At 63.6% G+C, this 26,462-nt stretch carries 28 protein-coding genes; 12 read left to right on the forward strand and 16 right to left on the reverse strand.

Going from position 1 to position 26,462, the window contains the following annotated elements; translation table 11 throughout:
* Positions 1-62: 62 nt before the first annotated feature.
* Both CAG41_RS04170 and argF read right to left on the reverse strand, forming a co-directional pair.
* The gene (locus CAG41_RS04170; RefSeq protein WP_085629460.1) at positions 63-1,172 is read right to left on the reverse strand and encodes an ABC transporter ATP-binding protein; all 1,110 of its coding nucleotides are present in this window, start codon (positions 1,170-1,172) and stop codon (positions 63-65) included.
* Positions 1,169-2,089, reverse strand: a complete 921-nt coding sequence (gene argF / locus CAG41_RS04175) for an ornithine carbamoyltransferase (protein WP_085580224.1) — start codon at positions 2,087-2,089, stop codon at positions 1,169-1,171. The genes CAG41_RS04170 and argF overlap by 4 nt, the downstream gene beginning before the upstream one ends.
* Positions 2,090-2,493: 404 nt before the next feature.
* On the opposite strand from argF, the gene CAG41_RS04180 reads away from it, so the two are divergent.
* The 3 genes from CAG41_RS04180 to grxD all read left to right on the forward strand — a co-directional run bounded on the left by CAG41_RS04180 (position 2,494) and on the right by grxD (position 5,462).
* On the forward strand, positions 2,494-2,784 hold the full coding sequence (locus tag CAG41_RS04180; protein ID WP_085580226.1) for a hypothetical protein: 291 nt from the start codon (positions 2,494-2,496) through the stop codon (positions 2,782-2,784).
* A gap of 134 nt (positions 2,785-2,918) precedes the next feature.
* Positions 2,919-5,024, forward strand: coding sequence for a molybdopterin oxidoreductase family protein (locus CAG41_RS04185; RefSeq protein ID WP_085580228.1), 2,106 nt, complete (start codon positions 2,919-2,921; stop codon positions 5,022-5,024).
* Between the two features lie 96 nt (positions 5,025-5,120).
* Positions 5,121-5,462: a Grx4 family monothiol glutaredoxin gene (gene grxD / locus CAG41_RS04190; RefSeq protein ID WP_085580230.1), complete on the forward strand. Its 342-nt coding sequence runs from the start codon at positions 5,121-5,123 to the stop codon at positions 5,460-5,462.
* Positions 5,463-5,571: 109 nt separating this feature from the next.
* Here grxD and bfr read toward each other — a convergent pair whose 3' ends face one another.
* A complete protein-coding gene (bfr, locus tag CAG41_RS04195) occupies positions 5,572-6,048 on the reverse strand; it encodes a bacterioferritin (protein ID WP_085580232.1) in 477 nt (158 codons plus the stop codon).
* A 200-nt stretch (positions 6,049-6,248) separates the two neighbouring features.
* Positions 6,249-6,467, reverse strand: coding sequence for a bacterioferritin-associated ferredoxin (locus CAG41_RS04200; protein ID WP_003227725.1), 219 nt, complete (start codon positions 6,465-6,467; stop codon positions 6,249-6,251).
* Positions 6,468-6,768: 301 nt separating this feature from the next.
* Here CAG41_RS04200 and CAG41_RS04205 point away from each other — a divergent pair, with 301 nt between their 5' ends.
* Positions 6,769-7,371: a peroxiredoxin gene (locus CAG41_RS04205; protein WP_085580234.1), complete on the forward strand. Its 603-nt coding sequence runs from the start codon at positions 6,769-6,771 to the stop codon at positions 7,369-7,371.
* A gap of 74 nt (positions 7,372-7,445) precedes the next feature.
* Here CAG41_RS04205 and rnt read toward each other — a convergent pair whose 3' ends face one another.
* Positions 7,446-8,117 (reverse strand): ribonuclease T, encoded by a 672-nt coding sequence (gene rnt / locus CAG41_RS04210; protein WP_085580236.1) that lies wholly within the window; start codon positions 8,115-8,117, stop codon positions 7,446-7,448.
* Entirely contained in the window at positions 8,114-9,160 is a 1,047-nt protein-coding gene (gene pyrC / locus CAG41_RS04215) for a dihydroorotase (RefSeq protein WP_085580238.1), read from the reverse strand. The genes rnt and pyrC overlap by 4 nt, the downstream gene beginning before the upstream one ends.
* A gap of 159 nt (positions 9,161-9,319) precedes the next feature.
* Between pyrC and CAG41_RS04220 the strand changes: the two genes are divergently transcribed.
* Both CAG41_RS04220 and CAG41_RS04225 read left to right on the forward strand, forming a co-directional pair.
* Positions 9,320-10,228 (forward strand): OmpA family protein, encoded by a 909-nt coding sequence (locus CAG41_RS04220; protein WP_085706799.1) that lies wholly within the window; start codon positions 9,320-9,322, stop codon positions 10,226-10,228.
* 129 nt (positions 10,229-10,357) lie between these two features.
* Complete coding sequence (locus CAG41_RS04225; protein ID WP_085580242.1) at positions 10,358-11,575, forward strand: argininosuccinate synthase; 1,218 nt, start codon at positions 10,358-10,360, stop codon at positions 11,573-11,575.
* 137 nt (positions 11,576-11,712) lie between these two features.
* Here CAG41_RS04225 and CAG41_RS04230 read toward each other — a convergent pair whose 3' ends face one another.
* On the reverse strand, positions 11,713-12,342 hold the full coding sequence (locus CAG41_RS04230) for a hypothetical protein (protein WP_085629463.1): 630 nt from the start codon (positions 12,340-12,342) through the stop codon (positions 11,713-11,715).
* 418 nt (positions 12,343-12,760) lie between these two features.
* Between CAG41_RS04230 and CAG41_RS04235 the strand changes: the two genes are divergently transcribed.
* Positions 12,761-13,387, forward strand: a complete 627-nt coding sequence (locus CAG41_RS04235) for a response regulator transcription factor (RefSeq protein ID WP_085580246.1) — start codon at positions 12,761-12,763, stop codon at positions 13,385-13,387.
* 88 nt (positions 13,388-13,475) lie between these two features.
* Here CAG41_RS04235 and CAG41_RS04240 read toward each other — a convergent pair whose 3' ends face one another.
* From CAG41_RS04240 to metG, 8 genes are all read right to left on the reverse strand, one after another.
* Complete coding sequence (locus CAG41_RS04240) at positions 13,476-13,661, reverse strand: PA3496 family putative envelope integrity protein (RefSeq protein WP_085580249.1); 186 nt, start codon at positions 13,659-13,661, stop codon at positions 13,476-13,478.
* A 107-nt stretch (positions 13,662-13,768) separates the two neighbouring features.
* Positions 13,769-14,407, reverse strand: coding sequence for an endonuclease III (nth, locus tag CAG41_RS04245; RefSeq protein WP_085580251.1), 639 nt, complete (start codon positions 14,405-14,407; stop codon positions 13,769-13,771).
* The gene (locus CAG41_RS04250; protein WP_085706723.1) at positions 14,404-14,985 is read right to left on the reverse strand and encodes an Rnf-Nqr domain containing protein; all 582 of its coding nucleotides are present in this window, start codon (positions 14,983-14,985) and stop codon (positions 14,404-14,406) included. The genes nth and CAG41_RS04250 overlap by 4 nt, the downstream gene beginning before the upstream one ends.
* Positions 14,982-15,587: an RnfABCDGE type electron transport complex subunit G gene (locus CAG41_RS04255; protein ID WP_085706724.1), complete on the reverse strand. Its 606-nt coding sequence runs from the start codon at positions 15,585-15,587 to the stop codon at positions 14,982-14,984. Before CAG41_RS04255 ends, CAG41_RS04250 begins: the two co-directional genes overlap by 4 nt.
* Complete coding sequence (locus CAG41_RS04260) at positions 15,584-16,567, reverse strand: RnfABCDGE type electron transport complex subunit D (RefSeq protein WP_085706725.1); 984 nt, start codon at positions 16,565-16,567, stop codon at positions 15,584-15,586. Before CAG41_RS04260 ends, CAG41_RS04255 begins: the two co-directional genes overlap by 4 nt.
* Positions 16,554-17,771 (reverse strand): electron transport complex subunit RsxB, encoded by a 1,218-nt coding sequence (gene rsxB / locus CAG41_RS04265; RefSeq protein WP_085706726.1) that lies wholly within the window; start codon positions 17,769-17,771, stop codon positions 16,554-16,556. Before rsxB ends, CAG41_RS04260 begins: the two co-directional genes overlap by 14 nt.
* The gene (locus CAG41_RS04270; protein WP_085629472.1) at positions 17,768-18,337 is read right to left on the reverse strand and encodes an electron transport complex protein RnfA; all 570 of its coding nucleotides are present in this window, start codon (positions 18,335-18,337) and stop codon (positions 17,768-17,770) included. Before CAG41_RS04270 ends, rsxB begins: the two co-directional genes overlap by 4 nt.
* Before the next feature lie 130 nt (positions 18,338-18,467).
* Positions 18,468-20,519: a methionine--tRNA ligase gene (gene metG / locus CAG41_RS04275; RefSeq protein ID WP_085580263.1), complete on the reverse strand. Its 2,052-nt coding sequence runs from the start codon at positions 20,517-20,519 to the stop codon at positions 18,468-18,470.
* Between the two features lie 154 nt (positions 20,520-20,673).
* Here metG and apbC point away from each other — a divergent pair, with 154 nt between their 5' ends.
* Positions 20,674-21,768, forward strand: a complete 1,095-nt coding sequence (apbC, locus tag CAG41_RS04280; protein ID WP_085580265.1) for an iron-sulfur cluster carrier protein ApbC — start codon at positions 20,674-20,676, stop codon at positions 21,766-21,768.
* A 182-nt stretch (positions 21,769-21,950) separates the two neighbouring features.
* On the opposite strand, the gene CAG41_RS04285 is transcribed toward apbC, so the two are convergent.
* Positions 21,951-22,709, reverse strand: a complete 759-nt coding sequence (locus tag CAG41_RS04285; RefSeq protein ID WP_085580267.1) for an SDR family oxidoreductase — start codon at positions 22,707-22,709, stop codon at positions 21,951-21,953.
* 162 nt (positions 22,710-22,871) lie between these two features.
* Between CAG41_RS04285 and CAG41_RS04290 the strand changes: the two genes are divergently transcribed.
* From CAG41_RS04290 to groL, 4 genes are all read left to right on the forward strand, one after another.
* On the forward strand, positions 22,872-23,603 hold the full coding sequence (locus CAG41_RS04290; RefSeq protein ID WP_085629474.1) for a HugZ family protein: 732 nt from the start codon (positions 22,872-22,874) through the stop codon (positions 23,601-23,603).
* Positions 23,604-23,669: 66 nt separating this feature from the next.
* Positions 23,670-24,146 (forward strand): FxsA family protein, encoded by a 477-nt coding sequence (locus tag CAG41_RS04295; RefSeq protein ID WP_085580272.1) that lies wholly within the window; start codon positions 23,670-23,672, stop codon positions 24,144-24,146.
* A 247-nt stretch (positions 24,147-24,393) separates the two neighbouring features.
* Complete coding sequence (locus CAG41_RS04300; RefSeq protein ID WP_085580273.1) at positions 24,394-24,687, forward strand: co-chaperone GroES; 294 nt, start codon at positions 24,394-24,396, stop codon at positions 24,685-24,687.
* 51 nt (positions 24,688-24,738) lie between these two features.
* A complete protein-coding gene (gene groL, locus CAG41_RS04305; protein ID WP_085580275.1) occupies positions 24,739-26,385 on the forward strand; it encodes a chaperonin GroEL in 1,647 nt (548 codons plus the stop codon).
* Positions 26,386-26,462 lie beyond the last annotated feature (77 nt).

Consider the following 26,462-nt stretch of genomic DNA (forward strand, 5'->3'; position numbering starts at 1 on the left):
CGGTGCGACGACTCGACTTGCCAGCGATAGGGCCGGCACTGCGGAAAAGGGATTGGCTTGATTCAGTGGGCGGTGCTGTACCGCCGCACGCCGCTCTCCAACGCCGGGATCTGCGCCGCCATGCTGCCCGAGGCCTGGAACAGCACCAGGTGTTCGGCGGCTACGCGGATGCCCACATCGGCGCCGACCTGATGATCCTCGTGGCTGGGGAAGATCGATTCCAGCTGCGCGCCGGTCGGCAGTTGCAGGCGGTACAGCGTCGAAGCGCCGAGGAACGTCTTGCCGACGATCCGCGCCTTGAGCGCGCTGTCCGGGGCATGGACGATGTCGTCCGGCCGCAGCAGCACGTCCACTGCACCGCCCACCGGCCAGGTGTAGGCCCGGTTGCCGCGCAGTTCGCCCAGCTCCGTCTGCACCGACTCCGGACTGCTGAGCTGGCCGCGGATGAAGTAGCCCTGGCCGATGAAGCTGGCGACGAACGGGGTCGCCGGTTCGTGGTACAGGTTGTAGGGCGTGTCCCACTGCTCCAGCCGGCCTTCCTTGAACACCCCGACGTGGTCGCTGACCGCGAAGGCCTCTTCCTGGTCGTGAGTCACCAGGATCGCACTGGTGCCTCGGGCCTTGAGGATGTCCCGCACTTCGCGGCTGAGCTTGCGCCGCAGTTCGCCGTCGAGGTTGGAGAACGGCTCGTCGAGCAGCAGCAACTGCGGCTCCGGCGCCAGAGCGCGGGCGAGGGCGACACGTTGTTGCTGGCCGCCGGACAACTCATGGGGAAAACGCTTGCCCAGGTTCTTCAGGTTGACCAGTTCCAGCAGCTCTTCGGTGACGCGCTCCTTGTGCGGATGCTTGCGGATGCCGAAGGCGATGTTGTCCGCCACGCTCAGGTGCGGGAACAGCGCGTAGTCCTGGAACACCATGCCGATCCGGCGCTTCTCCGGCGCGAGGGTGAAGCCTGCGCTGGAGAGGGTCTCGCCGCCGAGCTGGATTTCCCCTTCGTGCACCGGTTCGAAGCCGGCGATGGCGCGCAGGGTGGTGGTCTTGCCGCAGCCGGAGGAGCCGAGCAGGCAGCCGATGTCACCGGCGTTGAGGTGCAGATTGAGGTTCTGCACCACGCGTTGGTCTTGATAGCCGCAAGCGAGGTTGCGCAGGTTCAGCAGTAATTCATGGCTCATGCGTGGTGATATGCCGGTTCGACGAGGAACTCGAGCAGGGCCTTCTGTGCGTGGAGACGGTTTTCTGCCTGATCCCACGCGACGGAGCGCGGGTCGTCAAGCAGGTCGAGGCTGATTTCTTCGCCGCGGTGTGCGGGCAGGCAGTGCATGAACAGCACGTCCTCGGCGGCCAGGTCCAGCAGGGCCCGGGTGACCTGGAACGGCGCGAACAGCTTGAGGCGCTTGGCGGTCTCCTCTTCCTGGCCCATGGAGGTCCAGACGTCGGTGCTCACCAGGTGCGCGCCGCGCACGGCGTCCTGCGGGTCGCGGACGATGGTCACGCGGTCGCCGGCGCGGGCGACGAATTCAGGGTTGGGTTCGTAGCCTTCCGGGCAGGCCACGCGCAACTGGAAGTCGAACTGGATCGCCGCTTCTATATAGCTGTTGCACATGTTGTTGCCGTCGCCGATCCAGGCCACGGTCTTGCCCTGGATCGAACCGCGGTGCTCGAGGAACGTCTGCATGTCGGCCAGCAGCTGGCACGGGTGCAGGTCGTCCGACAGGCCGTTGATCACCGGCACCCGGGAGTTGGCGGCGAATTCGGTCAGGGTGCTGTGGGCAAAGGTGCGGATCATCACCGCATCGAGCATGCTCGACATGACGATGGCGCAGTCGCTGATGGGCTCGCCGCGACCCAGTTGGGTGTCGCGCGGCGACAGGAAGATCGCCTGGCCGCCGAGCTGGATCATGCCGGCCTCGAAGGAGATCCGGGTGCGGGTCGAGGACTTCTCGAAGATCATCCCCAGGACGCGGTTTTTCAAGGGCTCGAACAGTACGCCGCGGTTACGCAGGTCCTTGAGCTCAACGCCTCGACGGATCACGCTGACCAGCTCTTCGGGCGTGCAATCCATCAGGGAGAGAAAGTGCCTTGCGCTCATCATTGACTACCTTTTTGCTACGGACCGCAGATGCTCAAAGCCTTGTTTTTCTTAACAACGGGCGAGACCTGCGGCGTAAGCCGCACGGGGGCGACGAAATAGGGGAAGGCGCGATATTGACACTAAATGTCGCGTTTTTCCAATAGGCGAAGGTTTTCGCGGAATTCGACGGCGCGATAAGGCCGTCTGGAGTGCGTCGCTTGAACCGGTTCCGGTCGGCAGCGACCCCTTTGTACACTGGCTTCGACGGCCTTGGCAATCAAGCGTGGCGGGGATGGCACGGCCCTGGTCGGTTTGCGGCCGGTGCGTCACCGATCCGTTTGGTCGAATGGATGGGGTGAAACATTTGCTAAAGCAAAGTGCTGGGTTATAAATAAATCACGAGCGACGCAGGAAGCCTCCGCATGGAATCGAAAGAGCAACTGTTAATGGAACTGCTGGGCCACACGGCACGCTCGCTGACCCATCTCACGGCGTCGGTCACCTCGATGTCGTTCGAACTGCTGCGCAGCGACGACGAAGTGATCAGGGCCGCCGGCCGCCACATGATCGATCGCATGGCCACCATCAGCACCGGGCTCGACGAGCACTGGCGGCTGATCGGCGAACTGACCGGCGTGCATGTCGCCCACGAGCAGATCGAAACCATCCAGGAAATCCAGCTGCAGGCCCCGCCGCAGTTGCCGTCCAGTTGACCGTGCGTCGCCATCGGCCCGCCTGATGGGCGTCGATTCACAGGACGAACGTCGCTGGCGGCGGCCCGGATCCCGCGCCATAGTTTTGTTCCCGCGGCCGACAGCGTCCGCCCAGAACAAGACAGAGACTGGCCATGACCAAGACTCTCCACCACCGTGCCTGCCACCTGTGCGAAGCCATCTGCGGCTTGACCATCGAAACCACCGAAACCGACGGCACCGTCGCGATCACCTCGATCAAGGGCGATGCCCAGGACAGCTTCAGCCGTGGCCATATCTGCCCCAAGGCTGTGGCCCTGCAGGACATCCAGAACGATCCCGACCGCCTGCGCCAACCGATGCGCAGGGTCGGCGACGAATGGTTGCCCATCGAGTGGGATGAGGCCTTTGCGCTGGTGGCGCAGCGGCTGGCGGCCATTCAGGAGCGTCATGGCCAGAACGCGGTCGCCGTGTACCAGGGCAACCCCAGCGTGCACAACTACGGGCTGATGACCCACAGCAACTACTTCCTCGGCCTGCTGAAGACCCGCAACCGCTATTCCGCGACGTCGGTCGATCAATTGCCCCATCACCTGTCCAGCCATCTGATGTACGGCCACGGCCTGCTGCTGCCGATCCCGGACATCGACCACACTGCGTTCATGCTGATCCTGGGCGGCAATCCGCTGGCGTCCAACGGCAGCATCATGACCGTGCCCGACGTGGAGAAGCGCCTGAAGGCGATCCAGGCCCGGGGCGGCAAAGTGGTGGTGGTCGATCCCCGGCGCAGCGAGACGGCGGCCATGGCCGACCAGCACCTGTTCGTGCGGCCCGGCGGCGACGCGGCGCTGCTGTTCGGCCTGCTCAACACATTGTTCGATGAAGGCCTGACCCGCGACAGTCATCTGCCGGTCAGCGGCCTGGATGACGTGCGTGCGGCGGTGGCGCCGTTCACCGCCGAAGCCATGAGCCCGCTGTGCGCGGTGCCGGCCCAGCAGATCCGCCGGTTGGCCCGGGATTTCGCGGCTGCGCCCAGCGCCGTCTGCTACGGCCGCATGGGTGTTTCGACCCAGGCGTTCGGCACCGTGTGCCATTGGCTGGTGCAATTGATCAACCTGGTGACCGGCAACCTCGACCGCGTCGGCGGCGCCCTGTGCACGGAACCGGCGGTGGATCTGGTGGCGTCCACGTCCGGCGGGCACTTCAACAAATGGCAAAGCCGCGTGTCGGGGCGCCCCGAGTACGGCGGCGAGCTGCCGGTGTCGGCGCTGGCCGAGGAAATGCTCACCGAAGGCGAAGGCCAGATCCGCGCGCTGATCACCGTGGCCGGCAACCCGGTGCTGTCCACGCCTAACGGCCGTCAGCTGGAGCAGGCGCTGGACGGGCTGGAGTTCATGGTCAGCCTCGACCTGTACATCAACGAGACCACGCGATACGCCGACCTGATCCTGCCTTCGACCTCGGCGCTGGAGAATGATCACTACGACACCACGTTCAACCTGTTCGCGGTGCGCAACGTCACCCGCTTCAACCGGGCGATCCTGCCCAAGCCGCCAGGCGCGCTGCACGACTGGGAGATCTTCGTCGGCCTGGCCAAGGCCTTTGCGCAACGAACCGGCAAGGAACTCAAGCCGACCATGGCGCCGGCGCAGATGATCGACATGGGCCTGCGCATGGGCCGCTACGGCGACGGGGCCGCGCAGAAGCTGTCGCTGGCGACGCTGGCCGACCATCCCCACGGCGTCGACCTGGGGCCGTTGCAGCCTAACCTGGCGGCGCGGCTGAAGACCGCCGACGGTACGATCCAGGCCGCACCGGCGCCGATCCTCGCCGACCTTGCCCGGTTCGCCGCCCAGCGGGCTCCGGCCCCGGATGAGTTGCTGATGATCGGGCGCCGTCATGTGCGCAGCAACAACTCCTGGATGCACAACTTCCATCGGTTGGTGAAGGGCAAGCCGCGTCATCAGTTGCTGATGCACCCGGATGATCTCGCCGCGCGTGGCTTGAGCGACGGGCAACGGGTTCGGGTGAGTTCGCGGGTCGGGCAGATCGAGGTCGAGGTGCTGGGCAGCCTGGACATGATGAAAGGCGTGGTCAGCCTGCCGCACGGCTGGGGGCATGCGCGCCCGGGCGTGCAGATGGCCATCGCCAGCGGCCAGCCGGGCTCCAGCGCCAACGACCTGACCGATGAGTGCCAGCTCGACGAGCTGTCGGGCAATGCGGCGCTCAACGGCGTGCCGGTGACGGTGGCGGCGGCATGAACAAGTCGGCGGGGAGACCGAGCAGGGCGCTCGGGATTCCGTTACAATGCGCCACCGTGCCGACCCATGAGTCGGAAAGTTCAGCCGAGGTGCTCCATGGATATCATCGAAACGATTAAAGAGCAGATTGCCAACAACACCATTCTGCTTTACATGAAAGGCTCGCCGAATGCCCCGCAGTGTGGCTTCTCCGCGAAAGCCGCGCAGGCCGTGATGGGCTGTGGCGAGAAGTTCGCCTACGTCGACATCCTGCAGAACCCGGAAATCCGCGCCAACCTGCCCAAGTACGCCAACTGGCCGACGTTCCCGCAGCTGTGGGTCGCCGGTGAACTGGTCGGCGGCAGCGACATCATGGCTGAGATGTTCGCCAACGGTGAGTTGCAGACCCTGATCAAGGACGCGTCCGCCAAGGCTGCTGCGGCCAAGACCGACGCTTGATCCTTGCCGGCGGGTTTCGGCCAACGCCGAATCCCGCGAGCCAACAAAAAGCCCCGCCCTCTTTCGAGAGGCGGGGCTTTTTGTTGGCTCGCGTTCAGCAGGCGCTCATTTACTCGTCGTCGCCCATCTGCGACTGGAGGTAGTTCTCCAGGCCGATCTTGTCGATCAGGCCCAGTTGGGTTTCCAGCCAGTCGATGTGCTCTTCCTCGGATTCAAGGATGTCTTCCAGCAGTTCGCGGCTGCCGAAGTCGCCGACGGATTCGCAGTGGGCGATCGCCACTTTCAAGTCGGCGTGGCCGGTGCGCTCGATCTTCAGGTCGCATTCCAGCATTTCCGGGGTGTTCTCGCCGATGAACAGCTTGCCCAGGTCCTGCACGTTCGGAATGCCTTCCAGGAACAGGATGCGCTTGATCAGCTTGTCCGCGTGCTTCATCTCGTCGATGGATTCTTTGTACTCGTGCTTGCCGAGTTTGTTCAGGCCCCAATCTTCATACATGCGCGCATGCAGGAAGTACTGATTGATCGCGACCAGTTCATTGCCAAGGATTTTGTTGAGATGCTGGATGACTGTAACGTCGCCTTTCATGATGGGAGTCCTGCCCTGTAATAGCTGTATATGCGGCAGAGTTTGATCCCGACAACTACGGGTGTCAAACCTAAGTTATTGAATAATATATGAAATTTAATCGGAATAAGAATGTTTGTGTTCTGCGTCTACACGCTAAGCAATTGATTTTCAGGCATAAAAAAACCGGACATATGTCCGGTTCTTCGAATGGGGGGCGTTTATGCGGCGGTAAATTCTACCGGATAGGGGATCGCGGCCTGGGCGGTCTGCAGCTTGGTCAGGGTTTCGCGAACCACTTCCTTCGCCAGGCAAGCGCATTTGCCGCATTGGCTGGCCACGCCGGTGGCCTGGCGGACTTCCTTATAGCTGCAGCAACCTTCATAGATCGCTTCGCGGATCTGTCCGTCGGTGACGCCAGTGCAGAGGCAAACATACATAAGGGATAACCGTCGCTGGTGGTGACTCGATTGCGATGGATCTTAATGTTAACGAGAATGATTGTCAAAGTGCTTTCCCGGGCGTTTTTGACACGGCGACGGATGGCTGACGAACGGCGAAGTGTGGCCCGTTGCCTGCACTGCGCCCGGGCCCGTCCGCGAAAAACCTTTGAGGACAGGACAAACGTGCAGTGTATGATGGTCGGCCCTTGCGAAGAGGATCCGTGTCACAGGGCTGTCGCCTGAGGGTGGCAGGCTGGCCCGGACCCTGAACTTCAAGTCTATACACCAGGAGATATCCATGAGCGTACTCGTAGGCAAACAAGCCCCTGACTTCACCGTTCCGGCCGTACTCGGCAATGGCGAGATCGTCGACAGCTTCACCCTGTCCTCGGCCATCAAAGGCAAATACGGCCTGGTGTTCTTCTACCCGCTGGACTTCACCTTCGTCTGCCCGTCCGAGCTGATCGCCCTGGACAACCGCATGGCCGACTTCAAGGCGCGCAACGTGGAAGTGGTCGCCGTGTCGATCGACTCGCACTTCACCCACAACGCCTGGCGCAACACCCCGGTCAACAACGGCGGCATCGGCCAGGTGAAATACACCATGGCTGCCGACATGAAGCACGAAATCGCCAAGGCCTACGACGTTGAGTCCGAAGGCGGCGTGGCGTTCCGTGGCGCGTTCCTGATCGACGACAAGGGCGTCGTCCGCTCGCAGATCGTCAACGACCTGCCGCTGGGCCGCAATATGGAAGAGCTGATCCGTCTGGTCGACGCGCTGCAGTTCCACGAAGAGCATGGCGAAGTCTGCCCGGCCAACTGGAAGAAAGGCGACAAAGGCATGAACGCTTCGCCTGAAGGCGTTGCCGCTTACCTGACCGAGAACGCTGCCGCCCTGTAAGGCGCAACGTCGAGGCACAAAAAAACCGGCCCTTGTGGCCGGTTTTTTTGTGTGCGGGATTTGTCCGACGCCGATCAGTCGTCGAAGTCTTCCCAGCCGCCCATCTGCTTCCAGCGGTTGACGATGCCGCAGAACAGTTCGGCGGTCTTCTCGGTGTCGTAACGTGCCGAATGCGCTTCACGGCCGTCGAAGTCGATGCCCGCTGCCTGACAGGCCTTGGCCAGAACGGTCTGGCCGTAGGCCAGGCCGGCGAGGGTCGCGGTGTCGAAGCTGGAGAATGGGTGGAACGGATTGCGCTTCATGTCCAGGCGCGCGACCGCCGCGTTGAGGAAGCCCAGGTCGAAGCTGCTGTTGTGCCCCACCAGGATCGCCCGCTTGCAGCCGTTGGCCTTCAGCGACTTGCGCACGCCGCGGAAAATGTCGGTCAGCGCCGTCTCTTCGCTGACCGCCATGCGCAGCGGGTGATCGAGCTTGATCCCGGTGAACTCCAGCGCGGCCGGTTCGACGTTGGCGCCTTCGAACGGCTCGACCCGGAAGAAATAGGTGTGATCCGGGTACACGAAACCCTTTTCGTCCATGGCGATGGTAGTCGCGGCGATCTCCAGCAACGCATCGGTGGCCGAGTTGAAGCCGCCGGTCTCTACGTCGACGACGACCGGCAGGTAGCCGCGGAAACGCGCCGCCATCGGATGGCGTGCGCCGCCGCCCTGACCGTCCAGTTCATCGTCGAAATGGTCTTCACTCACGCGTGTTCCTCCAGCAGGCGCCAGCGCAGTTTTTCACCGGCGCGCAGCGGGATGACGTTCAGCTCGCCGAACGGCAGGCTGGCAGGGGCGGTCCATTCTTCGCGGACCAGGGTGATGCGGTCGGTGTTGGCCGGCAGCCCGTAGAAGCGCGGGCCGTTGAGGCTGGCGAACGCTTCGAGCTTGTCCAGCGCGTTGCGCTGTTCGAACGCTTCGGCATACAGCTCGATGGCGGCGTAGGCGGTGTAGCAGCCGGCGCAGCCGCAGGCGGCTTCCTTGGCGTGCTGGGCGTGCGGTGCCGAATCGGTGCCGAGGAAGAACTTCGCGCTGCCGCCGGTGGCGGCGTCCAGCAGGGCTTCCTGGTGCGTGTTGCGCTTGAGGATCGGCAGGCAATAGAAGTGCGGCCGGATCCCGCCCACCAGCATGTGGTTGCGGTTGTAGAGCAGGTGATGGGCCGTGATGGTCGCGCCGACGTTGGCCGAGGCCTCGTTGACGAACTGCACGGCGTCGCCGGTGGTGATGTGCTCGAACACGACCTTGAGGGTAGGGAAACGCTCGACCACGCGGCGCATGTGCTCGTCGATGAAGATCTTTTCGCGGTCGAACACGTCGACGTCGCCACGGGTGACCTCACCGTGGATCAGCAGCGGCATGCCGACTTCGGCCATGGCCTCCAGCGCCGGGAAGATCTTGTCGATGCTGGTGACCCCGGAGTCGGAGTTGGTGGTGGCGCCGGCCGGGTACAGCTTGGCGGCGTGCACGAAGCCGGTGGCCTTGGCCTGACGGATCTCTTCAGGCTGGGTGCGGTCGGTCAGGTACAGCACCATCAACGGTTCGAAGCGGCTGCCGGCCGGGCGGGCAGCGAGGATCCGCTGACGGTAGCCGTCGGCCTCGGCGGCGTTGCGCACCGGAGGTACCAGGTTGGGCATGATGATGGCGCGGCCAAAGGTGCGCGCGACATCCGCAACGGTATTGGTCAACACGGCACCATCGCGAAGGTGGATGTGCCAGTCGTCGGGACGCAGCAGGGTCAGGCGGTCGGACATGAGGGGATTCCAGGCGGGTCAAACTGTAGGGAATGCTACCGGAAAAGACACTTGCAGGCACTCGCTATCAAGTTTTGCGAAAAGCGACCGATAGACATCAGGTATGCCGTAAACATGTGTGTGTCGGTCCTTTTGTAACAGGAACCCATGGAGCCTCCCGTGCGCCAGCGTTATCTAGCCTTGCTCAGTGTGTTCGCCAGCCTTCCGGCGATGGCGCTCACGTACCAGACCCGTCTGGAGAACATTGAGTGGACGGTCGAAGGCGACAAGTTCGAATGCCGCCTGACGCAGCCGGTCACCGACTTCGGCTCGGGGCAGTTCGTGCGCAAGGCCGGCGAGCAGGCGACGTTCCGCCTCAACGCTTACAACGCCATGCTCGGCGGCGGTTCGGCGACGTTGTTGGCGGCCGCCGCGCCGTGGCAGCCGGGCCGCGACGACATCAACCTGGGCACCGTCAGGCTGGGCAGCGGCAACGTGCTGTTCAACAGCTCCCAGGCCCAGGCCGGGCGCCTGATCAGCGGCTTGATGGACGGCCGCAGCCCAGTGGTGCGGCACGCCTCGGGCGATGGCCGGGTCTCGGAAGTGCGCTTGCTGCCGGTGAAGTTCAGCAAGGCGTTCAACGATTACCAGAACTGCGTGGCCAAACTGCTCCCGCAGAATTTCGATCAGGTCAAGCAATCGCAGATCGGCTTCCCCGGCGAAGGCACCGAGCTGGACGCCGCCGCCAAGGCCAAGCTGCAAGTGATGCTCGAGTACATGAAGGCCGATCCGACGGTCAACCACATCGAGCTCGACGGCCATTCCGACAACAGCGGCAACCGCCTGACCAACCGCGAACTGTCGCGCCGGCGGGCGCTGGCGGTGGTGGATTTCTTCAAGGCCAACGGCATCCAGGAATCGCAGATCACCGTGCGGTTCCACGGCGAACGCTACCCGCTGGTACCCAACACCAACGCCGCCAACCGGGCGAAGAACCGCCGGGTCAACGTGCACCTGGCGCGGGTCGCGCCGACGACGACCCCGGCCCCTCAGGCCAGCGCACCCGCCAACGCCGCAGCGACGTCCTGACCTGCGGCCCATCGTCGCGCCCTCGACAGATTCTGTCGCTTTGTCGTCTTAAGCTGTCGCGCCTCTGTAAATTATCGCGTTTGAGCGGTAGACTCCTCGGCTTTCCGTACAACCCCGTGGAGTGATGGCATGGCGGACGTAAACAAGGTCGTTCTGGCGTATTCCGGCGGCCTGGACACTTCGGTGATCCTCAAGTGGCTGCAGGATACTTATAACTGTGAAGTGGTGACCTTCACCGCCGACCTCGGTCAAGGCGAAGAGGTCGAACCGGCCCGCGCCAAGGCCCAGGCCATGGGCGTCAAAGAGATCTACATCGACGACCTGCGCGAAGAGTTCGTGCGCGACTTCGTGTTCCCGATGTTCCGCGCCAACACCGTCTATGAAGGCGAGTACCTGCTGGGCACCTCCATCGCCCGTCCGCTGATCGCCAAGCGCCTGATCGAGATCGCCAACGAAACCGGCGCCGACGCCATTTCCCACGGCGCCACCGGCAAGGGCAACGACCAGGTGCGTTTCGAACTGGGCGCCTATGCGCTCAAGCCAGGCGTGAAAGTGATCGCTCCATGGCGCGAGTGGGATCTGCTGTCCCGCGAGAAGCTGATGGACTACGCCGAGAAGCACGGCATCCCGATCGAGCGTCACGGCAAGAAGAAGTCCCCGTACTCGATGGACGCCAACCTGCTGCACATCTCCTATGAAGGCGGCGTGCTGGAAGACACCTGGACCGAGCACGAAGAAGACATGTGGCGCTGGACCGTCTCCCCGGAGAAGGCTCCCGACACCCCGCAGTACCTGGAACTGACCTACCGTAACGGCGACATCGTCGCGCTGGACGGCGTCGAGATGACCCCGGCCACCGTACTGGCGACCCTGAACAAGATCGGCGGCCAGCACGGCATCGGCCGTCTGGACATCGTCGAGAACCGGTACGTGGGCATGAAGTCCCGCGGCTGCTACGAGACCCCTGGCGGCACCATCATGCTGCGCGCCCACCGCGCCATCGAGTCGATCACCCTGGACCGCGAAGTGGCCCACCTGAAAGACGAACTGATGGCCAAGTACGCCAGCCTGATCTACACCGGCTACTGGTGGAGCCCTGAGCGTCTGATGCTGCAGCAGATGATCGACGCTTCCCAGGTCAACGTGAACGGCGTCGTGCGCCTGAAACTGTACAAGGGCAACGTGATCGTCACCGGCCGCAAGTCCGACGACTCGCTGTTCGACGCCAACATCGCGACCTTCGAAGAAGACGGCGGCGCCTACAACCAGGCCGACGCGGCGGGCTTCATCAAGCTCAACGCGCTGCGCATGCGCATTGCCGCCAACAAGGGCCGCAAGCTGTTCTGAGCCGGCATGAACCGGTAGCCGTGCCTCTGGGGCACGGCTACCGCTCAGCAAGCCGACTGCATGGCTGACCGGTTCCGGTCAGCCTCCTTCTCCGCTGTTCATTCCATCGCTGCAATGGCGATGCCGCCCGTTCGTTTTCACATCCGCCGGACTATGTCCATTTCTTGCGAGCAAACGTTGTAGACGATGCAGACGGTTCGGTCTGACATTTTCTTCGTCTGTTTCAACGGCTTCGGCGCAGGGCTGCTCAGCGAAACGATTGGGTCGGTGCTGACCAGGAACAGGACGATGCGCCCCGATGTTTTGTCGGCATACGGAATGTTCTCCAGAAGTTTCGCCATGTGTTCGGATGCGTCCAGTTCCCGTGCATCGACGATGTGGAGTGTCTTCATCAGTTTGGGTAATTGCACATAGGGCAGTAAGGTCGGATCAGGCGGCGAGCGTGTTCCCGGGGGATCGTGCGTGGTCTGTGCCTTCGACGTCCCGTCCGTTTCATCCGCCGCAGGTTCCGTCGGGTCGAAGGCCTTCAGGAAACTCTTGTCGTTGCCGAAGTCCGAGGGCGCATAAAGGGAACGGTAGTTGAAGTTGAGCGTGATGAAGAACAGGAACAGCAAGTAAAAGGGAAAACTGATGAGGAACCAGACATAGACTTCGCGTTCGTCGTTGTCGAGAAACGGCAGGGAAACAGCGGCCGATGTTTCCGATATGAAAGCGAAGATGGCAATGACGCTGATGGGATTGGTGATTTTGTTGCGAAACTTGGTCATATGTTTGTCCTTCAGGGTTTTTGGCGATGGAAGTGTTTTGATCGGGGCGGTTAAGTTGCCTCGAGTCAGAAGTTGATGTGTTTGACGTTTATATTAATTTCAGGGGTGTGGAAATAACCGGCTTGTTTCCTTTTTTATCGGAGACAATCGCCAGGGCTCGGAAAAGATCGAGCGAAGGTTAAGGATTCTTACGTTGCGGCGAGAGGACAGGAAGAGCGCGTGGGTCGAGTGAGGCGGTATAAGGGTTTCTCCGGAGAAGTTGATTTTTCCTGAGGTGCATCTTTTTGTAGGAAAAGTCTTTGTTAGGCGTAAGGGATGTCTCTCGCTGCTGATGCGCAGGAACTCTTGCCTGCCATGGGTGAATTGACTGCGCTATTGTGCGGGCTCTAAAAATTCGAACAGCGAACTGGACTTGCCCATGAATAAAGTGCTGATCGTGGATGATCATCCTGTCATTCGTCTTGCGGTGCGAATGCTGATGGAGCGGCATGGCTACGAGATCATTGCCGAAACGGACAATGGAGTGGATGCACTGCAACTTGCCCGCGAACAAATGCCCGATATCGTCATTCTCGATATCGGCATTCCGAAACTGGACGGACTTGAAGTCATTGCCCGGCTGACGTCATCGGCCATGCCGTTGAAAGTGCTGGTGCTGACATCCCAGGCGCCGGGTCACTTCTCGATGCGCTGCATGCAGTCCGGCGCCGCCGGTTATGTCTGCAAACAGCAGGACCTGACCGAACTGCTCAGCGCCATAAAGGCTGTGCTGTCGGGCTACAGCTACTTTCCGAACCAGGCCTTGCACACGGTGCGCACGAGCCTGGGCAACGCCAGCGAAGCGGATATGGTGGATCGTCTCTCGGGGCGGGAAATGATGGTGCTGCAGCAGTTGGCCCGCGGCAAGACCAACAAGGAAATCGCTGACGGCATGTTTCTCAGCAACAAGACGGTGAGCACCTACAAGACCCGTCTGCTGCTGAAGCTCAATGCCCGTTCGCTGGTGGATCTGATCGAGCTGGCGCAGCGCAACGGGCTCGTGTGAGCGTCACGCTGGCTGACAGGGCATGGGCCGATCGGTTTCAGCGTGCGCCGTAAAGTAAAAAGCCTCCGTTGCGGGAGGCTTTCAGGGATCAGTCATCAACGTCGTAATCGAACTCGGCCAGTTGCTTTTGCAGGCGGCGTTCCTCAAGCAGATTGTCGATGGTGCGGCGCTTGCTCAGGTTGGTCTTGGCGACTTCGACCTTCGATTCCGCATCGTCGTCTTCGGTGGCGATGAAGTCGTCTTCTACATCCAGTTGTTCTTTGCCGGTACTCATAAGGTCAACTCCAGGCTAAGACTGCCTTTGGCGCTCCTTATATCGATAAACCGGCGGATGGTAAAAAAGATTTTTTCAATCGAAATATCAACAAAACCAATAGCCGATCAATCGTCGGATGTCTTGTGCTTGTACTCGCACAAATCTTCGATCCGACAGCTTCCGCAGCGCGGCTTGCGGGCCAGGCACACATAGCGCCCGTGCAGGATCAGCCAATGGTGCGAGTCGAGCAGGTACTCTTTCGGCACGAATTTCATCAGTTTGTTTTCCACCTCGACCACGTTCTTGCCGGGGGCGATCCCGGTGCGGTTGCTCACCCGGAAAATGTGGGTGTCCACCGCCATGGCCAGTTGGCGGAACGCGGTGTTGAGCACCACGTTGGCGGTCTTGCGCCCGACGCCCGGCAAGGCTTCCAGCTCTTCGCGGGTCTGCGGGACTTCGCCGCCGTGGCGTTCGACCAGCAGGCGGCAGGTCTCGATCACGTTTTTCGCTTTGCTGTTGTAGAGCCCGATGGTCTTGATGTACTCGGACAGGCCTTCGACGCCCAGGGCATGAATGGCCGCCGGCGTGTTGGCCACCGGGTACAGCTTCGCCGTGGCCTTGTTCACCCCGACGTCGGTGGACTGCGCCGAAAGGATCACGGCGATCAGCAGTTCGAACGGCGAGCTGTAGGCCAGTTCGGTTTTCGGCTCGGGATTGTCTTCGTGCAGTCGGCGAAAGATTTCCAGGCGTTTTGCGGCATTCATGGACGGTGCGATTCCTTGGCGGGGGCGGTGGGGCGAATCAGGGTCTGACCCAAGGCCAGCAGCAATCCCAGCAGGATGAAGGCGCCAGCCGTCAGGGTGAACAGGTGCAGGCCTTCGCCGAACAGCACCAGACCTTGCCAGTGTTCCGAAAGTCGGGCGCCGATGCTGCCCCGGCCGATCAGTTCGCGCAACAGGGCCATCACGGCCATCAGGCCGGCGAACAGACCGAACGGTTTCAGGCGCGCGGCGGCGGGCCGCAGAAAGAATCCTTGGTGTTCCAGCACGATGCACTGCAGGCCGATCAGGCCGGCGTAGAGGCCGATCATCTGATGCCATTGCACGGACGCGTACTGCACGAGGGTGTCGGCGCAACCGGCCAACGTGGCGGCCACCAGCAGGCCGGCCGGCAAGACGCTCGCCTGGGTCAGGCGCGGGCGCAACGCTTGCATGGCCAAGCCATAGAGGCCGACGACGACAACGCACATCAGTACCGTCGCCAACGCGCCGGGCAACGATCCGGTGGCGCCGAGCAGCAGCGTCAGCGCCAATGAGTTGGAGAGTGTCGCGGTTCTGTTCATTCAGCGTTCCCCAGCAGAGCCGCCCGGTGCCCGTCGAAGTAGCGCAACGCATCATGGACGGCGTTCACCGCTGCGCGCGAAGTGACGGTGGCGCCGGCGATCTGATCGAATTGCCCCCGATCCTTTTTCAACGCCCAGCCGGCGTCGTCCGGTGCATCGAGAGACTTGCCCGTGAAGGTCTGCAGCCAGGCGTTCGGCCAGTCGCCGATCAGTCCACCCAACGCCGGCGTTTCGGTTTGCCTCAAGGTTTTCACGCCGATCAGCCTGCCCGAAGGGGCGATCGCGATCAGCCATTCGATCTGGCCGGCATAACCCGTGGCCTGGCTGCGCAGCAGGACGGCGACGGTCTGTTCGCCGCGGGTCGCCCGGTAGGCGCCGGTCAGCGTGCTGTGGCTCAGCACCGGGTCGACCAGGGGCAGCGGCTGCTCCAGGGGTCGGTTGTCGTAGCTGTCCGCGGCCAGCACGTCCAGCAGCGTGCGGCTTTCGATCAGCTTCCGTTCGGCGGCGATGCGCGGCGCGCTGAGATCCTGCACCAGCCAGCTCACGCCGGCGCCCGCGCAGGCCAGCAGCGCCAGGGCGATCAGGCTGCCCGTGCGGTTCATGGCGCCACCTGCCGCTGGCGGGCGGTGGCGAAGCGTTCCAGCGCGGGCACGCACAGGTTCATCAGCAGCACGGCAAAGGCCACGCCGTCCGGGTAGCCGCCCCACGTGCGGATCAGGTAGGTCAACAGCCCTGCGCCGAGGCCGAACAGCAGGCGGGCAAGCGCGCTCCTTGCGCCGGACACCGGTTCGGTGACGATGAAGAACGCGCCCAGCATCGTTGCGCCGCTGAGCAGGTGAAACAGCGGCGAGCCGTGGGAGTCGGATCCCGAGCCGTTCCAGCACAGCAGGCTGACGGTGAACAGGCCGGCGAGCATGCCGACCGGCGCCTGCCAGCCGATCACCCGCCGTTGCAGCAGGAACAGCCCGCCGGCCAGGAACGCCAGGTTCACCCACTCGCTCGCGCGTCCGCCGAACCGGCCGAAAGCGGGATCGGCGGCGAACAGTTCGTCCGTGGTCAGGCTCTTGTTGATGCGCAGGCTGTCCAGCACGGTGGCCTGGGCCCAGGCGTCCGGCGCCCTTGCCGGGCTGAACACCTGGGTCAGGGCGCTCGACAGATCCATGCCGTGGCCCGGCCAGTGCGTCATCGACAGGGGAAACATCACCATGGCCAGCGCAAAACCGAGCATGGCCGGGTTGAACGGGTTGCGGCCGACGCCGCCGTACAGGTGCTTGCCGAACAGCAGGCCGGTGGCCATCGCCGTGACCGTCAGCCACCACGGGCAGTACGGGGGCAGGGCGGCGGTCAACAGGGTGGCGCTGACCGCAGCGCTGCCGTCGGCGAGCGTCGGCAGCACCGGTTGCCGACGCAGGCGCAGCACCGCGGATTCGACGGCCCAGGCAGTGGCGACGCACAGGAGCAAGTTGATCGCCACCCCCCAGCCATAGAACCAGAACAGCGCCAGCAGCCCCGGCAGCGTGGCCAGCAGCACAAGCTTCATCGCCTCTTGCAGGCGAGTGTCCGGGGTTTCAAGGCGCGGCATGGGCGTTTACCTGACGTTCGGCTTCCTCCAGGCGGGCGCGGGCCTTGTCGAGGAGGTCGGGGGCGGTGTCGACGCGTCTTTGCAGTTTGTTGAGGTCGGCCCGGGCGTAGGCCAGTTCGGTCTTCAATTGACGGAGCTGGCTGTCGATCGGCCGTTTTTCGGTGCGCACGAGGTCGGGCAGCGGTTGTCCGCTGGCGTCCTCGGCCGCATGCAGGGCCTGTTCGGCGTCGCGCAGGGCCTGTTCCTGGACGGCGATCTCTTGCGGCGGCGCATCCGCCGCCTGGGCCTTCTTCAGTTCGGCGCGGCGCATCGCCAACTGGATTTTCGCCCGTTTCAGCTCCGCGTCTTTCGCCGGAGCCGGAGCCGGGGCAGGAGCCGCAGGCACGGCGGCGCTGGTTTCCAGGGCCGCCAACGCCTGCTCGGCCGCCTCGAACTGCCGTTGCAGCACGATCAGTTGCGACTGTTGTTCGAACGTCGGCGGGTGACCGAAGGCTTTCAGCGATTTGTTTAGTTGGGCGCGGCTCATGGCCAGGTCGATCTTGGCCTTTTTCAGCGCCGCATCGGCAGTGGCGGCCTTCTGGGCGCGCACCCGCTCAAGCGCGGTCTGCACCGGATCCGCTGCGGCGGCCTGCGCTTGCGCCGCACGCTGGGCCCGGGCTTCGCGCTCGGCCTGGCGTTGCTGCTCTTCGTGCAGCAGCCGGGCATTGCGGCGCTGGTAGCGTTGCCGGGCGTGGTCGCGTTTGGCGGTGCGCGCCTGGCGCTCTTCGGGGCTGGCGGCCAGTCCGCCGACCACCGCCAGGGTTCCCGCCGGCAGCGGATGCATGTCGATGCAGTCCACCGGGCAGGGCGCCACGCACAGGTCGCAGCCGGTGCACTCGTCGACGAGCACCGTGTGCATGAATTTCGCGGCGCCGACGATGGCGTCCACCGGGCAGGCCTGGATGCACTTGGTGCAGCCGATGCATTCGGCCTCGCGGATGAAGGCCACTTGCGGCGGCGCGGTGCCGCGGCTGACGTCCAGTTCCAGCACCGGGATGTTCAGGAGTTCAGCCAGGGCCGCGACGGTTTCGTCGCCGCCCGGCGGGCAGCGGTTGATCGGCTCGCCGCCGGCGATGCCTTCGGCGTAGGGCTTGCATCCGGGATGGCCGCACTTGCCGCATTGGGTCTGGGGCAGCAGGGCGTCGATGCGTTGAATCAGACTCATGTTTTGATCAGTCCGCTGAATCCGAGAAAAGCCACCGCCATCAGCCCGGCGCCGATCAACTGGATCGGCAGGCCGCGAAAGGGCAGGGGAACATCATTGCCGGCGGTTCGTTCGCGCAGGTCGCTGAACAGGCTCAGCACCAGCCAGAAGCCCAGGCCGGCGCCCAGGCTCAGCGCCATCGCATGAAACAGGCCTTTGTCCGCCTGGGCGTTGCTCAGCGTCAGGCCCAGCGCGCCGGCATTGCCCAGCATCAATGGCCACAAGCCGTCGAAAGACAGTGTCGGCAACCCGCGGGCCAGCAGCTTCAGCAACGGAGCGATCGACAGCACGCACAGGGGCAGAAACGCGAAAAGACGCAGGCCCTCCAGGTGCAGCGGCACCAGCAGCCATTGCCAGAGCGCCTGGGCGACAGTCCCGGCCACCAGCATCAGCACCAGCGTCGCCAGGCCCAGCGCATGCACCTGGCGTCGCTCGCCCGCCAGCGCCGGATCGACGCCCAGCGGCCAGTTCAACACGAAGTTGTTGAGCAGCGCAGCACTGAAAATCACAAGCACGAGGTCGGTCATGGCGTTGCCGGCAGGTCAGGCGGATGTCCCTTAAGGTTAGGCATTATCCGGCGCCGGTGGAGGGCGGGCCAGACATGAAAAATCCCACAGGCGCACGGGGCACGCCTGTGGGATCGGCCGGTGCGCAACCTTACTTGATGCGCTGGCCCGGCTTGGCGCCGCTGTCCGGGCTCAGCAGGTAGATCTCTTCGCCGCCGGGGCCGGCGGCCATCACCATGCCTTCGGATATGCCGAACTTCATTTTCCGCGGCTTGAGGTTGGCGATCATCATGGTCAGGCGGCCGTCCAGCTTGGACGGATCCGGGTAGGCGCTCTTGATCCCGGAGAACACGTTGCGTTGCTCGTCACCGATGTCCAGGGTCAGGCGCAGCAGCTTGTCGGCGCCCTCCACGTGTTCGGCCTTGACGATCAGGGCCACGCGCAGGTCGACGGCGGCGAAGGCGTCGAACTCGATTTCCGGCGACAGCGGATCCTTGGCCAGTTCGCCGTTGCCGGCAGGTGCGGCGGCGCCGGTGTCGGTCTGGCTGGCGGTCAGGTCTTCCTTGGAGGCGTCGGTCATGGCTTGCACTTTTACCGGGTCGATGCGGGTCATCAACGGTTTGAATTCATTGAGCTGGTGGTTGGCCAGCAGCGTGGCGTGGTCGTTCCAGGTCAGCGGCGCGACGTTGAGGAACGCCTCGGCGTCGGCGGCCAGCAGCGGCAGCACCGGCTTGAGGAAGACCACCAGTTGGCGGAACAGGTTGATGCCGGTGGCGCAGATCGCCTGAACCTCGTCCTGCTTGCCTTCCTGCTTGTTCAGCGACCAAGGCGCCTTGTCGGCGATCCAGGCGTTGGCGCGGTCGGCCAGGGCCATGGTCTCGCGCATGGCGCGGGCGAAGTCGCGGGCCTCGTAGGCGTCGGCGATGCTCGGCGCGGCGGCCAGGAACGCGTCGGTCAGCTCCGGCGCGGCGTTGGCGCCGACCATCACCCCGGCGTTGCCCTTATGGATGAAGCCTGCGCAGCGGCTGGCGATGTTGACCACCTTGCCCACCAGGTCGGAGTTGACCTTCTGCACGAAGTCTTCGAGGTTCAGGTCCAGGTCGTCGACGCCGCGGCCCAGCTTGGAGGCGTAGTAGTAGCGCAGGTATTCCGGCGACAGGTGATCCAGGTAGGTGCGCGCCTTGATGAAGGTGCCGCGGGACTTGGACATCTTCTGGCCGTTGACGGTCAGGTAGCCGTGCACGTTGATCCCGGTCGGCTTGCGGTAGCCGGCGCCTTCGAGCATGGCGGGCCAGAACAGGGCGTGGAAGTTGACGATGTCCTTGCCGATGAAGTGGTACAGCTCGGCGGTGGAGTCCTTGCCCCAGAAGGCGTCGAAGTCCAGCGCAGGCGTGCGGTCGCACAGGTTCTTGAAGCTGGCCATGTAGCCGATCGGCGCATCCAGCCACACGTAGAAATACTTGCCCGGCTCGTCCGGGATCTCGAAGCCGAAGTACGGCGCATCGCGGGAGATGTCCCACTGCTGCAGGCCGGCGTCCAGCCATTCGGCGATCTTGTTGGCCACCGCGTCCTGCAGGGTGCCGCTGCGGGTCCAGGCCTGCAGCATCTGCTGGAAGTCAGGCAGCTTGAAGAAGAAGTGCTGGGAGTCCTTGAGCACCGGGGTGGCGCCGGAGATCGCCGACTTCGGATCCTTCAGGTCGGTGGGGGCGTAGGTCGCGCCGCATTTTTCGCAGTTGTCGCCGTACTGGTCTTCGGTGCCGCACTTGGGGCAGGTGCCCTTGATGAAGCGGTCGGCCAGGAACATTTTCTTGTCCGGGTCGAAGTACTGGGTGATCGAACGCGTGGCGATGTGCCCGGCGTCACGCAGCTTCAGGTAGATCTGGCCCGACAGCTCGCGGTTCTCTTCGGCGTGGGTGGAGTGGAAATTGTCGAAGTCCACCAGGAAGTCGGCGAAGTCGGCGCTGTGTTCGGCCTGGACGTTGGCGATCAGCTGTTCCGGGGTGATGCCTTCCTTTTCCGCGCGCAGCATGATCGCCGAACCGTGGGCGTCGTCGGCGCAGACATAGATGCACTGATTGCCGCGCTGCTTCTGGAAGCGCACCCACATGTCGGTCTGGATGTATTCCAGCATGTGGCCAAGGTGGATCGAACCGTTGGCGTAGGGCAGGGCGCTGGTGACGAGGATCTTGCGTGGCTCGGACATGGGGGCATCGCTACTTGATGAAACGGAGGTCGGCCACTATAAATCGCCGGCGAAGATATTTCACCCCTGCAAATGTTTGCCGGACATGCCGTCCGCACGGCAGAAGGGGTAGGATAGCCGCCATCTTTTCCCAGTCTTGCTACCGGAGTTGCCCATGAGCGCCGTCACCCGCGAAGCGGTGGAAGCCGTCCTTCGCCAATACACCGACCCTTACCTGAACCAGGATCCGGTCAGCGCCGGTTGCGTGCGCGACATCGAGATCCAGGGCGACCGCGTCAGCGTCCGGCTGGAGCTGGGCTACGCCGCCGGCCTGTTCAAGAGCGGCTGGGCGCAGGTGCTGCAGATGGCCATCGAAGGGCTGGACGGCGTGGCGGGTGCCCGTGTCGAGATCGCCAGCGTGATCGCCGCGCACAAGGCCCAGGCGCAGATCCCGGGCCTGGCCAACGTCAAGAACGTGATCGCCGTGGCGTCCGGCAAGGGCGGCGTGGGCAAATCCACCACCGCCGCCAACCTGGCGCTGGCGCTGGCCCGCGAAGGCGCCAAGGTGGGCATTCTCGACGCCGACATCTATGGCCCGAGCCAGGGCATCATGTTCGGCATCCCCGAGCGCACCCGCCCTGAGGTCAAGGACCAGAAGTGGTTCGTGCCGCTCAAGGCCCATGGCGTGGAAGTCATGTCGATGGCGTTCCTGACCGACGACAACACACCGATGGTCTGGCGCGGCCCGATGGTGTCCGGCGCGCTGCTGCAACTGGTCACGCAGACCGCCTGGGGCGACCTGGACTACCTGGTGATCGACATGCCGCCGGGCACCGGCGACATCCAGCTGACCCTGGCGCAGAAAGTCCCGGTGGCCGGCGCCGTGATCGTCACCACGCCCCAGGACCTGGCGCTGCTGGATGCCCGCAAGGGCGTGGAGATGTTCCGCAAGGTCAACATCCCGGTGCTGGGCGTGGTGGAGAACATGGCCGTGCACATCTGCTCGAATTGCGGGCATGCCGAGCATCTGTTCGGCGAAGGCGGCGGCGAGAAGCTTGCGACCCAGTACGGCGTCGAACTGCTGGCCTCGTTGCCGCTGTCGATGGTCATCCGCGAGCAGGCCGACGGCGGCAAGCCGACGGTGATCGCCGAGCCGGAGAGCCAGATCGCCATGGTCTACCAGGACCTGGCCCGCCATGTCGGCGCGCGGATCGTGCTGCAGGAAGCGGCGACCCCGGCGATGCCGAACATCACCGTCAGCGACGACTGACCGAACCGCCACGCCGCAGGGCTGTCCTGCGGCGCTTGGGCTGACGCCATCGCCAGCAGGGCTGGCTCCCACCTTGATTGCGGTCGTTCGCAAACCTGCGTGCACCGCGCAACCTGTGGGAGCCAGCCTGCTGGCGATGGCATCAACCCAGATGCACCGACCGGCCGCCTAGTGCGGTGACGTCAGATCCGCAACCCGCCATCCATCTCCAGGATCCGCCCGGTGTAGTAGTCGTTCTCGAAGATGTAGGCCGCCGAGTGGGCGATCTCTTCCGGCTTGCCCATGCGCTTGAGCGGAATGCCCGAGGTCATCTTCTCCAACGCTTCGGGTTTCATGCCCAGGGTCATTTCGGTCTCGATGAAGCCCGGCGCGATGCCGGCGACGCGGATGCCGTAGCGCGCCAGCTCCTTGGCCCAGGTCACGGTGGCGGCGGCGACACCGGCCTTGGCGGCGGAATAGTTGGTCTGGCCGACGTTGCCGGCGCGGGAGATCGACGAGATGTTGATGATGGCGCCGCCGTTCTTCAGCTCGACCATCTTCGCCGCCACTTCACGGGTGCACAGGAACACGCCGGTCAGGTTGACGTCGATCACCGCCTGCCACTGGGCCAGGGTCATCTTGGTCATTTCGCCGTCCTTGACCTTGAGCAGCAGCCCGTCGCGCAGGATCCCGGCGTTGTTGATCAGGCCGTGGATCGCGCCGAAGTCATCGGCGACCTGGGCGACCATGTGCGTCACTTGCTCTTCGTCCGCGACGTTGCACAGGTAGCTGCGCGCCTCGACGCCCTTGGCCTTGCAGGCGGCGACGGCGGCGTCGAGCTTTTCCTGGTTCAGGTCCACCAGCGCCAGCTTCGCGCCCTTGCCGGCGAAGTACTCGGCCATGGAACGGCCCAGACCCTGGCAACCGCCGGTGATAATGATTACTTTGTCAGTGAGTTGCATGCGCGTGCCCCCGATGGCAGGTCAAAGTGGTGTCCTTTTGGGGCCTCTGGATCTGCACCGGCCGCAGCGAGGTTGCACATCAGAATTGCCCGTCGGCGTGGCCGGGACTTGACCCGGGCGCCCGTCCGTTTTTATGACGGAAATTATTAAAGGAGTCATAAATTGAGCGTTGAAGCGGCTAAGCATGCCCGAGAATTGCTTCTCAAGGAATACCGTGGAGTGCTCTCGACCCACTCCAAGTCGATGCCCGGTTTCCCGTTCGGCTCCGTGGTCCCCTACTGCCTCGACGACCAGGGCCGGCCGCTGATCCTGATCAGCCGCATCGCCCAGCACACCCACAACCTGCTGAAGGATCCCAAGTGCTCGCTGCTGGTGGGCGAGCGCGAGGCCGAAGACGTGCAGGCCGTCGGTCGCCTGACTTACCTGGCGGAAGCGGAAAAGCTTGCGGACGAAGCCGCCATCGAAGCCGCCGCCGAGCGCTACTACCGCTATTTCCCTGACTCGCAGAACTACCACAAGGCCCACGACTTCGACTTCTGGGTGCTCAAGCCGGTGCGCCACCGCTACATCGGCGGCTTCGGCGCGATCCACTGGGTCGAGCACCTGACGCTGGCCAACCCGTTCGCCGGCCAGGCCGAGATCAGCATGGTCGAGCACATGAACAGCGACCACGCCAAGGCCATCGCCCATTACGTCGACCTCGCCGGCCTGCCCAAAGGCGCACCGGCGCAGATGGCCGGGATCGACACCGAGGGCATGCACCTGCGCATCGGCCAGGCGTTGTACTGGCTGCCGTTCCAAGCGCCTTGCAACACGCCGACACAAGTCCGCGAAGCCTTGGTTTTCCTGGCCCGCGCCGAACATTGGCCGAAAAATGCGCCCGCAGGCGCTTGAATTCACGAAAGGGCGACGTCATCTAAGGCTTACTTGCAAGGCATTCTTGCGTTGAGGAACCCTTAGATGCGCCCTTATTTGTTGCTCTTTCTGCTCTTCCCGGTGTTGGAGCTGTTCGTATTCGTGAAGGTGGCGGGAGCCATCGGTTTTTTCCCGGCCCTGCTGCTGATCATCCTCGGCTCGATGTTCGGCGTGTTCGTGCTGCGCGTCGCCGGGCTGGCTACCGCGCTGCGTGCCCGTGAAAGCCTGAGCCGCGGCGAGCTGCCCGCGCAGACCATGCTCGAAGGCCTGATGCTGGCGCTGGCCGGCGGCCTGCTGATCCTGCCGGGCTTCATCAGCGACGTGGTCGGCCTGCTGATGCTGCTGCCGTTGAGCCGTCGCCTGATCGCCGGCAAGATGCGCCAGCGCGCCGAAGAGCAGGCCATGCGCCAGCGCGCTTTCGCCGACGACCTGCAACCCCGTGGCGGCCCCGCGCCGCGCGAGCCCCTGGGCCGCGAACCGACGGTGATCGAAGGCGAGTTCGAGCACCGCGACACCAAGTGACACCTGTCTCGGCACGGCACCTTCGGGTGCCGTGTCCGTTTCCGGGGCCTGCCTGAGAAAATTTTTCTGCCCCGCCCTTGTAATAAGCTTATGCGCCCTTATGTATCGGTCACCGCAAGGTTTCCGGCGCATCCGCCGGACAGACTTCCGCGTCTCGCACGTCGAGCCGCAACCGGCGCAGGCCGGATTCGTTAAACCCGCCGGGACTACACCGGCCGATGAAAACCACAATTAGGAGAGATCGACAATGAAGCTTCGTCCTCTGCATGACCGCGTCGTTATCCGTCGCAGCGAAGAAGAAAAGAAAACCGCTGGCGGTATCGTCCTGCCAGGTTCGGCTGCTGAGAAGGCCAACCACGGTGAAGTCCTCGCTGTAGGCCCGGGCAAAGCTCTGGAAAGCGGTGAAGTGCGTGCACTGTCCGTGAAGGTCGGCGACAAGGTCGTGTTCGGTCCTTACTCCGGCAGCAACACTGTGAAAGTCGACGGCGAAGACCTGCTGGTGATGAGCGAGAACGAAATCCTCGCCGTCATCGAAGGCTGATAGACCCCGTTCATTTTCCCGCTACCTTAAAGCATTCAAGGAATATCGATCATGGCTGCTAAAGAAGTTAAATTCGGCGATTCCGCCCGCAAGAAAATGCTCGTCGGCGTCAACGTCCTGGCTGACGCGGTAAAAGCGACCCTGGGCCCGAAAGGCCGTAACGTGATTCTCGAGAAGAGCTTCGGCGCTCCGACCATCACCAAGGACGGCGTTTCCGTCGCCAAAGAGATCGAGCTGGAAGACCGCTTCGAGAACATGGGCGCGCAGCTGGTCAAAGACGTTGCCTCCCGTGCCAACGACGACGCCGGCGACGGCACCACCACCGCCACCGTCCTGGCTCAGTCGATCGTCAACGAAGGCCTGAAGGCCGTCGCTGCCGGCATGAACCCGATGGACCTCAAGCGCGGCATCGACAAGGCGACCATCGCCATCGTCGCTGAGCTGAAGAAGCTGTCCAAGCCTTGCGCCGACACCAAGGCCATCGCTCAGGTGGGCACCATCTCCGCCAACTCCGACAACTCCATCGGCGACATCATCGCCGAAGCCATGGAAAAGGTCGGCAAAGAAGGCGTGATCACCGTTGAGGAAGGTTCGGGCCTGGAAAACGAACTGTCGGTCGTCGAAGGCATGCAGTTCGACCGCGGCTACCTGTCCCCGTACTTCGTCAACAAGCCGGACACCATGGTGGCCGAGCTCGACGGCCCGCTGATCCTGCTGGTCGACAAGAAGATCTCCAACATCCGCGAAATGCTGCCAGTGCTGGAAGCCGTCGCCAAAGCCGGCCGTCCGCTGCTGATCGTGGCTGAAGACGTCGAGGGCGAAGCCCTGGCGACCCTGGTCGTGAACAACATGCGCGGCATCGTCAAGGTCGCAGCCGTCAAGGCGCCTGGTTTCGGCGACCGCCGCAAGGCCATGCTGCAGGACATCGCCGTCCTGACCGGCGGCACCGTGATCTCCGAAGAGATCGGCCTGAGCCTGGAAAGCACCACCCTGGAGCACCTGGGCAACGCCAAGCGCGTGACCCTGTCCAAGGAAAACACCATCATCGTCGACGGTGCTGGCGTTCAGGGCGACATCGAAGCCCGCATCGCCCAGATCCGCGCCCAAGTGGCCGAGACTTCCTCGGACTATGACCGTGAAAAACTGCAAGAGCGTCTGGCCAAGCTGTCCGGCGGCGTTGCGGTGATCAAGGTCGGCGCCGGTTCCGAAGTCGAAATGAAAGAGAAGAAAGCCCGCGTTGAAGACGCCCTGCACGCCACCCGCGCAGCCGTCGAAGAAGGCGTGGTGCCTGGCGGCGGCGTTGCGCTGATCCGCGCTCTGGAAGCCATCGGCACCCTCAAAGGCGACAACGCCGACCAGGACGTGGGCATCGCTGTCCTGCGCCGCGCCGTTGAAGCGCCGCTGCGTCAGATCTCCGCCAACAGCGGCGACGAGCCAAGCGTTGTGGTTAACGAAGTCAAGAACGGCAAAGGTAACTTCGGTTACAACGCCGCGACCGGCGAGTACGGCGATATGATCGAAATGGGCATCCTGGATCCGACCAAGGTGACCCGTTCCGCACTGCAAGCGGCATCGTCCATCGGCGGTCTGATCCTGACCACCGAAGCTGCAGTGGCCGACGCGCCGAAGAAAGACGCTCCAGCTGGCGGCGGCATGCCAGACATGGGCGGCATGGGCGGCATGGGCGGCATGATGTAAGCCAGCCTCACCCCTGTACGAAAAACCCCGCCTGCGATGAGCAGGCGGGGTTTTTTATTGCCCGGATTTCAGGTTCA

Source organism: Pseudomonas sp. B35(2017) (assembly GCF_002113645.1).
Lineage (GTDB): Bacteria > Pseudomonadota > Gammaproteobacteria > Pseudomonadales > Pseudomonadaceae > Aquipseudomonas > Aquipseudomonas ekonensis.